The following is a 15,758-nucleotide window of genomic DNA, read 5'->3' as shown; positions in this document are numbered from 1 at the left end:
AGAAAGTTGAATGCCTTATGAAAAGTTTAAAAAAATCAATATTGCTTAGTGCCTTGTTTCTATCGGCCACAATAATTCAAGCGCAAACAGTAAATGCAGATACTATCTCAGCAGGTGCAGGGAATCGCATACATTTTATCAATACAAAAGCTAAATCTGGAAGCGATGCTATTCTTCTAGAGAGTAATGGTCATTATGCCCTTATTGACATGGGCGAAGATTATGATTTCCCTGACGGAACTGATCCGAGATATCCAGATCGCTGGGGAATTTCTATGCGAAATTATCAAGTTTTGGAAGATCGTTTAATGCGACATCTAGATCAGGTTGGAGTGAAGAAATTAGATTTTGTCCTAGGAACTCATGTTCATAGCGACCATATAGGTGGTGCGGATGAAATACTTAATCGTTATCAAGTAGACAAATTTTATTTGAAAAAATATTCAGATGAAAGAATTACAAGTAATTGGGGACTGTGGGATAATCTTTTCAATTATGATAATGCTCTTCGTGCTGCTCAAAATCGCGGGGTTACAGTTGTCCAAGATATAAAGGACGAAGACAGCCATTTCACAATGGGAAACATGGATATCCAACTCTATAATTATAAGAATGAGTATGGTGCAGACGGGAAACTCAAAAGGGTACTTGATGATAATTCCAACTCAATTGTAGCTGTTGTGACTGTGGCAGGTAAAAAGATATATCTTGGTGGCGACCTAGATAACGCTGAGGGAGCTGAGGATAAGCTAGGTCCAGTTATTGGAAAAGTGGACATGATGAAATGGAATCACCACTATGATGCAAAAATATCAAATACTAAAGCTTTTATCGACAATCTTTCACCAAGCATGGTTATCCAAACTACTGGAGGAGAGATCAACCTTGCTTCGACAAGGGATTATCTTCAAGAGAAAAATATTCAGGTTGTCCGTGCTTCTAGCAATACTCAAGACGCAACGGTATTTGATATTAGTAATCAAGGATTCACTAATGTCTCAAATGCTTTCCCTGATATTCCTAAAGTTGATGCGAATTGGTATCAGGAAGGTGGATATTGGAAATATCGTCTTTCAGATGGACAAATGGCTATTGGTTGGCAAGAAATTGATGGTAGTTACTATTTCTTTAATGGAAAAGGTCAAAAACAAACGAGTCGATGGCTCCATTTAAAAAATAATGGTGTAAATCTTGAAGGTAACTGGTATTACCTTAATGATGATGGTAAAATGCAAACAGGTGGATGGTTCTATCATGATAATGCTTGGTATTATATTCAATCTGATGGTGCAAGACGATATGATCAGCTAGCTGAAATCGGTGGACAAAAGTACCTCTTTGATAAAGATGGTAAAATGCTTACTGGCTCACAAGTCTTTAATGGTAAGAAAATGTTCTTTGCAAGTAGTGGGGCATTACAGTCAGATGAGACAGGCTCTGGATGGCAAAAAATTGAATCAAACTGGTACTACTTTGATGAAGAAGGAAAACAAATAGTTGGTAAAAAAGAAATCAATGGAGTAACCTACTACTTTGATAATAAGGGAGTTATGCAAACCGGTTGGGTCTCGATTGAAGGGCATTGGAACTATTTTGCTAGTTCCGGAGCGATGAAAACAGGCTGGATCAAGGATAAAGATACTTGGTATTACTTGGATAAAGAAGGTGTTATGCTAACTGGCCTACAAGAGATTGAAGGAACTCGTTATTATCTAAATGCAAGTGGAGCCATGCAAACAGGTTGGAAGTGGTTCGATAATCATTATAGCTACTTCACAAGCAGTGGCGCAATGAAGACAGGTTGGCTCAAAGATAAGGGGCTTTGGTACTATCTAGATAAAGAAGGTATCATGCAAACTGGCCTACAAGAAATTGAAGGTACTCGCTATTATCTCAATGCAAGTGGGGCTATGCAAACAGGTTGGAACTGGTTTGATAATCATTACTACTACTTTGCAACTAGCGGAGCAATGAAGACAGGTTGGTTCAAAGATAAGGACACATGGTACTATCTAGACAAGGAAGGTATCATGCAAACTGGTCTTCAAGAAATTGATGACACTCGCTATTACCTCAATGCAAGTGGAGCTATGCAGACCGGCTGGAAATGGCTTGATAATCATTACTACTACTTTGCAACTAGCGGAGCTATGAAGACAGGTTGGTTCAAAGATAAGGACACATGGTACTATCTAGACGAGGAAGGCATCATGCTAACAGGTCTTCAAGAGATTGATGGCTCTCGTTATTATCTCAATACTAGCGGCGCAATGGAGACTGGTTGGAAACAGTTGAATGGCAACTGGTACTATTTCCAAGCAGATGGTTCACTTCTAAGAAATGGAACAACACCTGATGGCTACAAGGTCAATCAAGATGGTATTTGGAGCTTAAATCCTGTAAAAGAGGAAGAAGTTCAGGGAAATCAAGAAGACCCTAAGAAGGATTCTGATAAGCCAGTAGATAAGGAAGAAAAATCAGCAGATGCCCAAGAAACTTCGACTTTGAAGGCAGATAAAGAATAAGTGCTTTCTACCTCTTACTATGTCTTCGAGAAAACTCCCTCTGTGCTAGTGTTTCACTCACAACCTAGTCTTCTCATGAAATAGTATTTATATACATCTCAAAGAATTTATCAATGTTTTTAGGATGAGAATATTGATCAGCTTTGGGATGTTTTTTGATTCTATACACCCTAAATTGTTGAAAACATTCTCTTAGTCTTCAAATCGAAATATTTTGATAAGAAATTTTAAAAACCCCCGATTAGATAAATAAGAAAAATTATGGTATAATAAAACGATACAAAAAAGGAGTATATATGGACATTTCAGAAATCCGTCAAAAAATTGACGCCAATCGTGAAAAATTAGCTTCTTTTAGGGGGTCTCTTTGACCTCGAAGGGTTAGAAGAAGAAATTGCCATTTTGGAAAACAAAATGACAGAACCTGATTTTTGGAACGATAATATTGCGGCCCAAAAAACGTCGCAAGAATTAAACGAACTAAAAAATACCTACAATACCTTCCATACCATGGAAGAGTTGCAGGATGAGGTTGCAATCTTACTAGACTTTTTAGCAGAGGATGAGTCTGTTAAGGATGAGTTGGTGGAGAAGCTAGCTGAGCTAGATCAGATGATGACTAGCTACGAGATGACCTTGCTCTTATCAGAGCCTTATGATCATAATAATGCTATTTTAGAGATTCACCCAGGATCTGGTGGAACAGAAGCCCAAGACTGGGGCGATATGCTCCTTCGTATGTACACTCGTTATGGTAACGCTAAAGGCTTTAAGGTTGAAGTCTTGGACTATCAAGCTGGTGATGAAGCAGGAATTAAGTCGGTGACCTTGTCTTTTGAAGGACCAAATGCCTATGGTCTTCTCAAGTCAGAGATGGGAGTTCACCGTTTGGTCCGTATCTCACCATTTGACTCAGCTAAGCGTCGTCACACCTCGTTTACTTCTGTAGAAGTTATGCCAGAGTTGGATGATACTATTGAAGTTGACATCCGAGAAGATGATATCAAGATGGATACTTTCCGCTCGGGTGGAGCAGGTGGACAAAACGTCAACAAGGTTTCAACAGGTGTCCGCTTGACCCACATTCCAACAGGGATTGTTGTTGCATCGACTGTTGACCGTACTCAGTACGGAAACCGTGATCGTGCGATGAAGATGCTTCAGGCAAAACTCTATCAGATGGAGCAGGAAAAGAAAGCTGCGGAGGTAGATGCCCTTAAGGGGGATAAGAAAGAAATCACATGGGGAAGCCAGATTCGCTCCTATGTATTCACCCCTTATACCATGGTGAAGGACCACCGTACCAGTTTTGAAGTTGCGCAGGTAGATAAGGTCATGGATGGAGACTTAGATGGTTTCATCGATGCCTATCTAAAATGGCGTATTAGTTAAAAGAAAGGAAGTCACATGTCGATCATTGAAATGAGAGATGTTGTCAAAAAGTATGACAACGGGACAACAGCCCTACGTGGCATCACTGTAAATATCGATGCAGGAGAATTTGCCTACATCGTAGGACCTTCAGGTGCTGGTAAATCAACTTTTATCCGTGCCTTGTATCGTGAGGTCAAAATCGACAAAGGAAGCTTGCAAGTTGCAGGTTATAACCTGGTTAAGATTAAAAAGAAAGATATTCCGTTCTTGCGTAGAAACGTTGGAGTAGTCTTTCAGGATTACAAACTTTTGCCAAAGAAAACCGTTTATGAGAACATTGCTTACGCCATGGAGGTTGTTGGTGAAAGTCGTCGCAATATCAAAAAACGTGTTATGGAAGTCTTGGACCTTGTCGGTTTGAAGCACAAGGTTCGTTCATTCCCGAATGAACTTTCAGGTGGTGAGCAACAACGTATCGCCATTGCTCGCGCTATCGTAAACAATCCTAAGGTTTTGATTGCCGACGAACCAACAGGTAACTTGGACCCAGATAACTCATGGGAAATCATGAACCTCTTGGAGCGCATCAATCTCCAAGGGACGACTGTTTTGATGGCGACTCACAATAGCCAAATCGTAAATACCTTGCGCCACCGTGTCATTGCCATCGAGAATGGTCGTGTGGTTCGTGACGAAGCGAAAGGAGAGTACGGATACGATGATTAGTAGATTTTTCCGCCACCTATTCGAAGCTTTAAAGAGTTTAAAGCGTAATGGGTGGATGACCATTGCTGCTGTCAGTTCAGTAATGATTACCTTGACCTTGGTTGCTATTTTTGCCTCAGTTATCTTTAATACTGCAAAATTGGCAACGGATATCGAAAACAACGTCCGCGTCATGGTTTATGTTCGTAAGGATGTTGAAGACAATAGTGAAACCATTGTCAAAGAGGGCCAAACAGTTACAAACAATGATTACCACAAGGTTTATGATGCCCTCAAGTCTATGCCAGCTGTTAAAAGTGTAACTTTCTCAAGTAAAGAAGAGCAGTACCAAAAGCTGACTGAAACCATGGGTGACGAGTGGAAGGTTTTTGAAGGAGATGCCAATCCTCTTCATGATGCCTACATCGTCGATACCAATTCACCAAGTGATGTGAAACCAGTCGCTGAAGAAGCTAAGAAAATCGAAGGAGTTTCTGAGGTTCAAGACGGTGGTGCCAATACGGAGCGTCTCTTCAAATTGGCTTCCTTCATCCGTGTTTGGGGATTGTTCATTGCAGGACTCTTGATTTTCATCGCGGTCTTCTTGATCTCAAATACCATTCGTATCACAATCATTTCACGTAGTCGTGAAATCCAAATCATGCGTTTGGTTGGTGCTAAAAACAGCTACATCCGTGGCCCATTCTTGTTAGAAGGTGCCTTTATTGGTTTGTTGGGAGCAGCTCTTCCATCAGTTCTGGTTTACTTTATCTATAACCGAGTATTCCAATCTGTCAACCCATCCTTGGTTGGACAAAACCTATCCTTGATTACCCCAGATACCTTTATTCCATTGATGATCGGTCTTTTGTTCCTCATCGGAATCTGTATCGGTTCACTTGGTTCAGGAATCTCAATGCGTCGATTCTTGAAAATCTAAGTAAGATAGTTTACTAAAATCTATAAAAGTAGGATACCATCAGGCTTGACTGAGTCAGATGGTCCTACTTTTTATGTTGAACTTATAAATCATACTCTTCAAAAATCTCTTCAAACCACGTCAGCTTCGTCTTGGCGTACTCAAGTATAGCCTGCGGCTCGCTTCCTAGTTTGCTCTTTGATTTTCATTGAGTATCAGTTGCTTGCCAATTTTTGGGAAACAGTGTATGATAGGAAAGGACCTTTTTGATAAAAGAGTGATAGGGACTAGATAAAAGATAACTTTTATCTATACAGTAATATCTAGCTCTTTTGACTTAACATAAATAATGAATGAGGATAAAATGAAACAATTTTTGGAAAAAGTGAGTATACTTTCCCTGTCGTTAGTATTAATCACATCATTTTCAATATCAAGTGCCCTACCAGCCATGTTTGACTATTATCAGGGCTATTCGACCGGTCAGGTCGAGCTCTTGGTCAGCCTCCCTTCCTTTGGAATTATGGCCATGCTACTCTTAAATGGAGTTTTAGAACGACTTTTTCCAGAACGTCTCCAATTAACCTTGGGACTCTTGATTTTATCAATCAGTGGAACAGCTCCTTTCTGGTATCAGGGTTATTACTTTGTTTTTGCGACACGCTTGCTTTTTGGGATTGGTGTGGGGATGCTAAACGCCAAGGCTATCTCTATCATCAGTGAACGATACCATGGCAAAACTCGTATCCAGATGCTTGGTTTTCGTGGCTCAGCTGAGGTGGTGGGAGCCTCTATCTTGACCTTGGCAGTCGGTCAACTTTTGGCCTTTGGGTGGACCGCAACCTTCCTAGTCTATGCAGCAGGTCTAGTGGTTCTTGTACTCTTCCTTCTCTTTGTCCCTTATAACAAAGAAGAAGTTCATGAGTCCAAGCAAAAGACAGAAGAAGTAGTAAGATTAACTCGCTCCATGAAACAGTTGATTTTCTTTCTAGCTGTCGGTGCTGCAGTCATTGTATGTACCAATACAGCTATTACCTTCCGTATTCCTAGTCTCATGATTGAGGCAGGCTTTGGAGATGCTCAGTTGTCTAGTCTGGTACTCAGTGCCATGCAGTTGATTGGGATTCTGGCGGGAATTAGCTTTTCTTTCCTCATCTCTGCCTTTAAGGAAAAATTGTTATTGGTTGCGGGTGTAACTTTTGGAATTGGGCAAATCATCATCGCTCTTTCACCTTCTCTTTGGGTTGTCGTTGCAGGTTCGGTCTTAGGAGGATTTGCCTACAGTATCGCTCTTACGACAGTCTTTCAATTGATATCTGAAAGAATCCCAGCAAAACTCCTCAACAAAGCAACTTCCTATACTGTTTTGGGATGTAGTTTTGGTGCGTCATTAACACCTTTTGTTCTTTCAGGGATTGGCTTGGTGACTACAGATGGTCGAATGACCTTTATCATTCTAGGAGTATGGATGATTGTGACATCAGTCCTTGTTTCTCTCCTGTTGAAAAAAGAAGATTAACAAAAGAGGCTGGGCAAAAAGTTATTACAATCAGAAAAACGCATACTATCAGGTGTTGAAAAGCCTTGATACTATGCGTTTTATTTTTTCCATTTTCTGATAATACTCTTCGAAAATCTCTTCAAACCACGTCAGCTTTACCTTGGATTACATATGTGACTGACTTCGTCAGTCTTATCTACAACCTCAAAGCAGTGCTTTGAGCAACCTGCGGCTAGCTTTCTAGTTTGCTCTTTGATTTTCATTGAGTATAAAATTGAGTTTTTGCTCAACCTTTTTTTAGTGGTCAGGCGAACATTTGCCAAAAGTAATCAATGATGTAGGTCAATCCATAAGTGTAAACAACCAGGGTAAAGGGCTTGGTCAAGATGATGATGGTCATGTAGCGCTTGAAGCTCATCTTGGTCAGAGCAGCCAGCATACAGAGAAAATCCGCTGGGCTAACTGGCCAAATCATCATAAAAATAAAGAAACGGTCAAAACGATTGCCCTTATCCAACCAGCCAATGTACTTATCATAGGTGCGTTTACTGACGACAGACTGAACAAAGGGGGCTCCGTAGAGACGCACTAAGTAAAAGATAATGGCGCAACCAATAACAATACCAATATAGTTGTAAATCGTCCCCACGATATGCCCGTAGATAAAGACACCGGCAACGGATGTCAGAGCACCAGGAATGATAGGAACAACCGTCTGCAAAATCTGTAAAAAGATAAAGAGTGGTGGCCCCCAGATACCGGCCTGTTGGATAAAGGCAGATAGGGTTTCCTTAGAATGCAAGACTCCAGCCTGATAGGCCCAGATACAGAAAATCAAAGTACCAACTCCACCGATGATGGAAGAAATATTGATTGCTTGCTGTAGAAGGGGAGAAACAGCTTTCATTTCTTTATCGTGTGACATGTAAACTCCTCTTGTGTAGTATGATTCTACTATACCATATTTTAAGGAGAAAGACTATATGGGAAACTTCGTGTGACTTAGTCTCAAGTATGGTAAAATGGGAATAAGAAAATGACAGCTTAGAATGAGGAAAATCATGTTAGGATTGAAGTTTAATGGCACTTGGCGCAACTATCAAAAGCAGGTCTTGGATAAGTTCCAAGAATACCAGGCAGATGGCCATGTCCACTTGGTGGCAGCACCAGGTTCTGGTAAAACAACCATTGGGATTGAGTTGATTGCTCGCTTTGATAAGCCTGCCCTCGTTTTGGTACCGACGGTTACCATCCGGGAACAATGGGTGGATAGGATTCGCCAGGCCTTTTTAGAGGATGAGGACCAAGTCACAAATCTCGTGTCTCAAAATCTCAAGGACATGGAGCAAATCACCATCGCCACCTACCAAGCTTTTCACAGTGCTATGCAACAGGTACAATCTCAAGAGGATAATGGCGAGGTTGAGGACTATGTCGGCTTTGACCTGCTTGCCAGACTCAAGGAAAGGGGTGTCGAAACCCTCTGTCTGGACGAATGCCATCACTTGAGAAATGAATGGTGGAAGAGCCTAGAAGACTTCCGTAAAAACTACCAGCAACTGCAAGTCATCTCTCTCACTGCGACACCGCCTTATGACAGTGAACCAGAACTCTGGGATCGCTATCTCCAGATGTGTGGCGAGATTGACCAAGAAATCACAGTGCCAGAACTGGTCAAGGAAGAAACTCTTTGCCCTCATCAGGACTTTGTCTATATCTGTTTTCCGACTAAGGAAGAGGACAAGCGCTTGGAAGAGTTTGAAGACACCAAGTGGCAGTATGTCAGCCAACTAGTCGTTGATCCTGACTTCCAAGAGTTGATTCGGAGTTCCAAGGTTCTCAAAGGGGAAATTTCTGCGGATATGCTCCTCGAAGATCCCAAGTATCTTTCAGCCCTCCTCATTTATCTACAGGCTCAAAAGCTAGAAATTCCCAAGCATCTACGAGATTTACTAGGAGCTGAAGGCTTGCCTGCTCTTAATTACTACTGGCTAGAAGTCCTCTTGCAAGGCCTTCTCTATCAGACACCCGACTGGTATGAGGATCCACAGGAGACAAAGAAAAAGATAGAAGCTGAGTTGAAATCAAGAGGATTGATTGAAAAACGTCAGGTCTTCTTGGTCAAATCCAAGGCCAATGACCAAATCCTCAATCAATCTCTAGGAAAACTGGCTGGCATCGCATCTATCTTTGAAACCGAGTATGCTAGTCTAGGTCAGGACTTGAGACAACTAGTCCTAGCAGACTATATCCGTAAGGACTTTGCTAACTATCTAGGGGACGATCAGGCTCCCATCAGTCAACTGGGGGTTCTTCCTTACTTTGAAAGCATTCGCCGAAGTGCTCAGAAACAGAGGATTTCTGTTCCCCTAGCAGTGCTTTCAGGAAGTGTGGTTATCGTGCCAACTAGTGTTAGGGAGGAACTTCAGGCACTCTTGCCAACAGTCGCTTTGACCTTCTCAGCCATTGGTCAACTAGATCCAGCTACCTATCTTCAGGTAGGTTTTCCCTCGACCTGTAAAGGTATGGTAGGGGCTGTAACTGAGCTCTTTCAAAGGGGGGCCATCCAGGTCTTGATCGGGACCAAGTCTCTCTTAGGTGAAGGGTGGGATGCGCCTTGTGTTAATTCTCTGATCTTAGGTAGTTTTGTGGGGAGCTTTATGCTCAGTAATCAGATGCGAGGGCGTGCCATTCGTGTCTGGTCAGGACATCCAGAAAAGACCAGCAATATCTGGCATCTAGTCGCTATCAAACCCTATACCAAAAATCTTTTCTTGAGGGAAAAGGAAAATGAAGAGGAAGTAGATAAGGATAATTCCTATCAAGATTTACTCAATCTAAGTCGCCGGATGGAGCACTTTCTAGGTTTATCCTATAAGGAGGATACCATCGAGACAGGGCTGAATCGCTTGGACTTTCCTAAAGCTCCTTTTAAGAAAAGTAAGATTAAAGCCTATAATCAGAAAATCAAGGAATTGTCCAAGGACCGTAGCTCCCTTCGCAAAAAATGGCAGGAGGCGTTAGTAGTTGCGGATAAATTGGAGATTGTCAATGAGGTAGCAACCGATCGCAAGCAAATCCCTCTCTTGACACTGGTTGATGCTGAAAAGTGGGTTCGCTATTCTTTCTTATTGATTGCAGTTAATCTCCTCCTCTATCTTTTTAAAACAAATGGTATTCGTCTTGCTTGGTTAACGACTATTAGTCTTGTCTTGCTTACTATTGCTCTGGTTCGTTATTTCTTTTACAAGAGTCCTTATGTACGTCTACGTCAGGTGGGTGAAGGTATTCGTAGTGCCATGCTAAAGATGGGGCATCTTTCCGATGATCAGTCGCGCGTGCAGGTGGAAGAAGATAAGGATAGCTATTGCGTTTTTGCCTATCTTAAGGGTGGCAGTATGCGAGACAAGGAACTCTTTTCTCAGACCTTGGGTGAATTCTTTGCTCCCGTGGACAATCAACGCTACCTCTTAGTAGCAAAAAAAGCACCAGTCGGCCAATCCAAGTATTTCGTAGTTCCTAGCCTCTTCGAAAAACGCAAGGAAGAAGCACAGCTCTTTTTAGACGCAGTCGTACCTCAGCTAGGTGATTACCAGCTAGTCTACACCCGTAACGAAGCAGGCAGAAAAGTCTTACTCGAAGCCCGACTCAAATCCCTAGCCAACAAAAATGACCGCCTCATCACCAAGAAGAAGGTCAAAAGTGCTTTGAAGTAGGGAGAGTTACAATTTTAATATTTATATAAAGAAAAAAAGAGAAGGAAATAACTATGGCAGATACAATTTTAATTTTAGGCAATGGCTTTGATATAGCGATGGGGCGAAAAACAAAGTATACAGATTTTATTGAGTTTGAAAAACAATTATTTTCTAGCCCTTCTGAGGGACTGTTAGAGTTTCTAGAAGTTAAAAATATAAGGATTGAGAAATATAAGAATAATTTGTATTTGAGATTTATTAATGAAAACGAAGAAACTCTAGGGATAAATTGGTCGAATATTGAACTCATTATTTCAAGACTTTTAGATGCTATTATATATTTTAAAAACAACAGTGATGTATTATTTGAAAGTATTGACTATTTTGATACTCTTGAATTTGATAATGTTTTATTAGATAGAAGTAATTATATTGCAAAATATTATGTTGTTAAAGTGATTGCGGAGAATTTTGGTCAGATAGAGTTTGATAATAAACAAAAAGAGCTACTAATAGAGAAACTTGATGAGTTATTTCTTGATCAACTTGATTTATTAATTGAGTTATTAGAAATTTATCTGTCGTATCAAGATTACTTAGATTTTGAAGTTAGGGGGATTGAAGCAAGGTCAACAGCTCTAGATGCAATATCGGATTTATCAAATTCCTCTGTTCTAAATTTTAATTATACCAACACATCAGGTCATCTCTACGGAACTTCTGAGAAGAAAACTCATTTCGTACATGGCCGAATTGATATAGATAGAACTTTCAGTCGCATCAATACTATGGTTTTTGGAATTGAGGATAAAGAAAATGATGTTAACAGTGATTTAATTCCCTACCAGAAATATTATCAGAGAGTAGTAAAAGAAACGGGAAATGATTTTGAAAAATTTTTTAAACCAAAGGACAAGTATTCAAATGAGGGAGTGTCTAAGTTGCAATTAACAAATATCATTATTTATGGCCACTCGGTTGATCCCTTAGATAAAGAAATATTTCAAAAATGTTTTGAATTAGTAGAGGCTGAATCAGAACAGAATATAATGTATATATATCGATTTATTTTTACTTACTTTGATGAACCAGCTAAACGTTCAATTATTAAGAATCTCGCAATCATCCTTGGGAAGGAAAAACTGATAGAGTTAACAGGTAAACGAAATATTGTATTCGTAAAAAGTGATGATAAGGATGATATGGAAGAAGTGCTACTGCCTTAATATAGTCACAAAGTAATTGAAGTTATAGAATACCATTATAAAATCATATTTTAAAAATAGTTTTTTCCCCACTCGATCTATTCAGGTCGAGTGGTTTTTCTTGAAATATGATAAAATAGAAAAGATAATACATTAAATAAGGGAAGTAAAAATGGCAAGTAAAGAAAATGCAGAACGCAAGGAGTTGCATCGTAAAATTTGGGCGATTGCAGATGATGTTCGTGGAGCTGTAGACGGTTGGGATTTTAAGCAATATATCCTAGGAATCCTTTTCTATCGATTTATTTCCGAGCACATGGCAGACTATTTTGACCGTGCTGAGCATGAGGCTGGGGATCTAGAGTTCTGTTATGCTGACTTAAGTGACCAAGAAGCTGAGCAAGATTTTAAACCAGGGACAGTTGAGGATAAGGGGTTTTTTATTCTTCCAAGTCAACTGTTTGAAAATGTGGTCAAGAACGCTTCACAAAATGAAAATTTAAACGAAGAATTGGCCAATATTTTCCAAGCTATTGAGAAGTCAGCGATTGGATTCAAGTCTGAGGATGATATCAAAGGATTATTCGATAATTTGGATACACGAAGTAACATCCTTGGTGGAACTGTTCCAGAAAAAAATAAACGCCTATCTGATATTCTTAATGGTATCAATAGTATTAACTTTGGCAACTTTGAGGAAAATGATATTGATGCTTTTGGTGATGCCTATGAATTCTTGATTTCTAACTATGCCAGTAATGCAGGGAAAAGTGGTGGTGAATTCTTCACTCCTCAGACAGTTTCTAAACTACTGGCTCGCTTAGTGATGGTCGGTAAAGACAAGATTAACAAGGTTTACGACCCAACATGTGGGTCGGGCTCTCTCTTGTTACAGATGAAAAAACAATACGAAGACCATATCTTGGAGGATGGTTTCTTTGGTCAAGAAATTAATATGACCAACTATAACTTGGCTCGTATGAATATGTTCTTGCACAATATCAACTACAATAACTTCGATATCAAGCGAGGAGATACACTTTTAAATCCTCAGCATTTAGAAGAAAAGCCATTTGATGCGATCGTTTCTAACCCTCCATACTCTGTCAAATGGGTGGGAGATGGAGACCCAACTCTGATAAACGATGACCGCTTTGCGCCAGCTGGTAAGCTAGCTCCTAAGTCAAAAGCTGACTTTGCCTTTATCATGCATAGTCTCAACCATTTGTCTAATAAGGGTAGGGCAGCCATTGTGTGTTTTCCAGGTATTTTCTATCGTGGTGGTGCTGAAAAGACCATTCGTCAGTATCTGGTAGATAACAACTTTGTTGAAGCAGTAATTTCCCTTCCTGATAATCTCTTCTTCGGAACTTCTATTGCGACAACTATCTTAGTTTTAGCAAAAAATAAACTAGAAAATAAAACGCTCTTTATCGATGCGAGTAAAGAATTTAAGAAAGAAACCAATAATAATGTCTTGACCGATAGCAATATCGAGCACATTGTTGAATTATTTTCTAATTATCAAAGTGTTGACTATAAAGCATCTCTTGTTGAGAATGAGGTGATTGGTTCAGAGCAGGATTATAACCTATCTGTCTCAACCTATGTCGAACAAGAAGATACACGTGAGAAGATTGATATTGATGTGCTTAATAAAGAAATCGCTGAGACAGTTGCTAAGATTGACTACTTACGTGCAGAGATAGATAAGATTGTAGAGGAGCTAAGCCATGGCAAATGATGTAATTCTCTATAGAACGGATGATGGCGAGTCAGCTATTGAACTACATTTGGATAATGGTACAGTCTGGCTGACCCAACAGGAACTAGCTGAGCTCTTTCAAACTTCCAAGCAAAACATTAGTAAACATATCAAGGCCATCTTTGAAGATGGTGAATTGTCGGAAGAAGCAACTGTCAACTATAAGTTGACAGTTCAAAATGAGGGGAATAGAAGTGTTCAACGAAATGTTGCCTACTATAATCTTGATATGATTTTAGCGATTGGCTATCGTGTACGTTCCCCTCGTGGAATCCAGTTTAGACACTATGCTTCGACAGTCTTGAAAGACTATCTGATTAAGGGCTTCGCTATGGATGATGAGCGTTTGAAAAACTTGGGTGGTGGCTCTTACTTTAAAGAACTCCTTGAAAGAATCCGAGACATTCGCTCGAGTGAAAAAGTTTTTTACCGTCAGGTCTTGGATCTCTTTGCTACATCAAGTGACTACAATGCAAATTCACCAGAGGCAAAGAAATTCTTTGCGACGGTACAAAACAAGATGCATTATGCCATTCACCACAATACTGCCAGTGAACTCATCTATAACCGTGTTGATAGTGAAAAGGAGTTTATGGGCTTGACTACTTTTAAGGGAGACCTCCCTACTCTATCTGAAGCAAAAGTTGCCAAGAACTATCTAACAGAGAAGGAACTCCGTGGGCTTAATCAGCTTGTATCAGGATATCTAGACTTTGCTGAAAGACAGGCAGAGAGGGAAGAAGTCATGACTATGGCGGACTGGGTGGCCCACGTAGATCGAATACTTCAGGCTACTGGAGAAGACTTGCTGGACAATAGTGGTTCTATTTCTCGTGAACAGATGAAACAGAAGGTAGATAAGGAATATAGGAGCTATCAAGCCAAGACCCTCAGTCAAGTTGAAAAAGATTACCTCAAGGAAATCAAAAGTATTGAAAATCTAGCCAAGGAAGGAGGTAAGTGATGAACATCCTAGAAGAAATCCAGAACTGTCCCGTTGAGTGGAAAGAGTTGGGGGAAGTTTGTTCTGTTAATAAGGGTAAGCAACTAAATAAGAATCTGTTGACATATGATGGACTTTATCCTGCGTATAATGGTGGACAAACTTATTCAGGAAGAACTAATGATTACAATGTTGAAGCTAACACAATTATTGTAAGTCAAGGTGGGGCTTCTGCAGGTTTTGTTAATTTTGTAGAGACTAAATTTTGGGCTAATGCTCATTGCTATTATATACTTCCCGATGAAACTCAAGTGAATAATAGATTTGTATATCATTTTTTAAAAATGAATCAAAAATATCTTATGGATTTTCAACATGGCGCCGGTATACCTGCGTTAAAATCTGATAAATTAACTAAACTATTAATTCCCATCCCTCCTCTAAAAATTCAAGAAAAAATAGTACAAATACTTGACAAAATGACAGAGTATGTTACAGAATTGACCTCAGAATTGACCTCAGAATTGACCTCACGTAAAAAGCAATATTCTTTTTATCGAGATAAACTATTATCGTTTGAAAACGAGGTTTATCAGGTTGAGTGGAAAGTTCTTAAAGATGTTGCTACATTGAAAAATGGTAAAGATTGGAAAACTCTTTCAAGTGGAGAAATACCAGTATATGGAAGTGGTGGGGAAATGGGAGAGTTTGTTGCAGACTATTCTTATGATAAACCAACTGTTTTAATTCCTAGAAAAGGCTCTATTACTAATTTATTCTATTTAGAAAAAGCTTTTTGGAATGTCGATACAATTTACTATACAGAAATTGATAATAAACAGATTATTCCAAAATATTTTTATTATTATTTAACAACTGTCAAATTAGAAGAAATGGCAACTAATCCAACTAGACCGAGTTTAACTCAAGCCATTCTTGATAAAATTAGAATCCCAGTTCCTTCCCTTGAAATCCAATCTCGCATTGTTCAAGTTCTAGACAACTTTGATACGGTTTGTAATGACTTAAATATCGGACTGCCCAAGGAAATTGAACTGCGTCAAAAACAGTACAAATATTTCCGAGAAAAACTCTTGACATTCGTCGCCGAAGGCGAGTACAC

Annotated in this window: 11 protein-coding genes; 10 read left to right on the top strand and 1 reads right to left on the bottom strand. The window is 39.7% G+C overall.

Annotation, left to right across the window (positions count from 1 at the left end):
• Nucleotides 1-17 precede the first annotated feature (17 nt).
• From O3633_RS03675 to O3633_RS03655, 5 genes are all read left to right on the top strand, one after another.
• Complete coding sequence (locus tag O3633_RS03675; protein ID WP_371620413.1) at nucleotides 18-2,525, top strand: MBL fold metallo-hydrolase; 2,508 nt, start codon at nucleotides 18-20, stop codon at nucleotides 2,523-2,525.
• Nucleotides 2,526-2,821: 296 nt separating this feature from the next.
• Nucleotides 2,822-3,917, top strand: a protein-coding gene (gene prfB / locus O3633_RS03670) for a peptide chain release factor 2 (RefSeq protein WP_148130293.1) whose coding sequence is annotated in 2 segments (ribosomal slippage) — nucleotides 2,822-2,893 and nucleotides 2,895-3,917 — 1,095 coding nt in all. Because the reading frame shifts where the segments join, the coding sequence is not laid out codon by codon here.
• A 15-nt stretch (nucleotides 3,918-3,932) separates the two neighbouring features.
• The gene (ftsE, locus tag O3633_RS03665; RefSeq protein ID WP_004251332.1) at nucleotides 3,933-4,625 is read left to right on the top strand and encodes a cell division ATP-binding protein FtsE; all 693 of its coding nucleotides are present in this window, start codon (nucleotides 3,933-3,935) and stop codon (nucleotides 4,623-4,625) included.
• Nucleotides 4,618-5,544, top strand: a complete 927-nt coding sequence (gene ftsX / locus O3633_RS03660; protein WP_371620412.1) for a permease-like cell division protein FtsX — start codon at nucleotides 4,618-4,620, stop codon at nucleotides 5,542-5,544. Before ftsE ends, ftsX begins: the two co-directional genes overlap by 8 nt.
• A 343-nt stretch (nucleotides 5,545-5,887) precedes the next feature.
• Nucleotides 5,888-7,042, top strand: coding sequence for an MFS transporter (locus tag O3633_RS03655; RefSeq protein WP_371620411.1), 1,155 nt, complete (start codon nucleotides 5,888-5,890; stop codon nucleotides 7,040-7,042).
• 286 nt (nucleotides 7,043-7,328) lie between these two features.
• Here the strand turns inward: O3633_RS03655 and O3633_RS03650 are convergent, their stop codons facing one another.
• A complete protein-coding gene (locus O3633_RS03650) occupies nucleotides 7,329-7,949 on the bottom strand; it encodes a TVP38/TMEM64 family protein (RefSeq protein ID WP_045763499.1) in 621 nt (206 codons plus the stop codon).
• A 136-nt stretch (nucleotides 7,950-8,085) separates the two neighbouring features.
• On the opposite strand from O3633_RS03650, the gene O3633_RS03645 reads away from it, so the two are divergent.
• The 5 genes from O3633_RS03645 to O3633_RS03625 form a co-directional block, all read left to right on the top strand.
• Complete coding sequence (locus O3633_RS03645) at nucleotides 8,086-10,740, top strand: DEAD/DEAH box helicase family protein (protein ID WP_371620410.1); 2,655 nt, start codon at nucleotides 8,086-8,088, stop codon at nucleotides 10,738-10,740.
• 53 nt (nucleotides 10,741-10,793) lie between these two features.
• Nucleotides 10,794-11,948: an AbiH family protein gene (locus tag O3633_RS03640; RefSeq protein ID WP_371620409.1), complete on the top strand. Its 1,155-nt coding sequence runs from the start codon at nucleotides 10,794-10,796 to the stop codon at nucleotides 11,946-11,948.
• A 151-nt stretch (nucleotides 11,949-12,099) separates the two neighbouring features.
• Nucleotides 12,100-13,671: a type I restriction-modification system subunit M gene (locus O3633_RS03635; protein ID WP_371620408.1), complete on the top strand. Its 1,572-nt coding sequence runs from the start codon at nucleotides 12,100-12,102 to the stop codon at nucleotides 13,669-13,671.
• A complete protein-coding gene (locus tag O3633_RS03630; RefSeq protein ID WP_371620407.1) occupies nucleotides 13,661-14,656 on the top strand; it encodes a virulence RhuM family protein in 996 nt (331 codons plus the stop codon). The genes O3633_RS03635 and O3633_RS03630 overlap by 11 nt, the downstream gene beginning before the upstream one ends.
• Nucleotides 14,656-15,758: restriction endonuclease subunit S (locus O3633_RS03625; protein WP_371620406.1), on the top strand; the 1,103-nt coding region annotated here is incomplete at its 3' end. The genes O3633_RS03630 and O3633_RS03625, both read left to right, overlap by 1 nt.

Origin of the sequence: Streptococcus sp. 27098_8_22 (genome assembly GCF_041432415.1) — a bacterium.
Taxonomy (GTDB): Bacteria; Bacillota; Bacilli; order Lactobacillales; family Streptococcaceae; genus Streptococcus; species Streptococcus pseudopneumoniae_M.
Note: the sequence above shows the minus strand (reverse complement) of the source record. Positions and strands in the feature narration are given on the sequence as shown.

Coding starts and splice junctions, on each gene's coding strand:
- O3633_RS03645 (WP_371620410.1), top strand. CDS start 8,086: ATGTTAGGATTGAAGTTTAATGGCACTTGGCGCAACTATCAAAAGCAG.
- O3633_RS03640 (WP_371620409.1), top strand. CDS start 10,794: ATGGCAGATACAATTTTAATTTTAGGCAATGGCTTTGATATAGCGATG.
- ftsE (WP_004251332.1), top strand. CDS start 3,933: ATGTCGATCATTGAAATGAGAGATGTTGTCAAAAAGTATGACAACGGG.
- O3633_RS03635 (WP_371620408.1), top strand. CDS start 12,100: ATGGCAAGTAAAGAAAATGCAGAACGCAAGGAGTTGCATCGTAAAATT.
- O3633_RS03675 (WP_371620413.1), top strand. CDS start 18: ATGAAAAGTTTAAAAAAATCAATATTGCTTAGTGCCTTGTTTCTATCG.
- ftsX (WP_371620412.1), top strand. CDS start 4,618: ATGATTAGTAGATTTTTCCGCCACCTATTCGAAGCTTTAAAGAGTTTA.
- O3633_RS03630 (WP_371620407.1), top strand. CDS start 13,661: ATGGCAAATGATGTAATTCTCTATAGAACGGATGATGGCGAGTCAGCT.
- O3633_RS03650 (WP_045763499.1), bottom strand. CDS start 7,949: ATGTCACACGATAAAGAAATGAAAGCTGTTTCTCCCCTTCTACAGCAA.
- O3633_RS03655 (WP_371620411.1), top strand. CDS start 5,888: ATGAAACAATTTTTGGAAAAAGTGAGTATACTTTCCCTGTCGTTAGTA.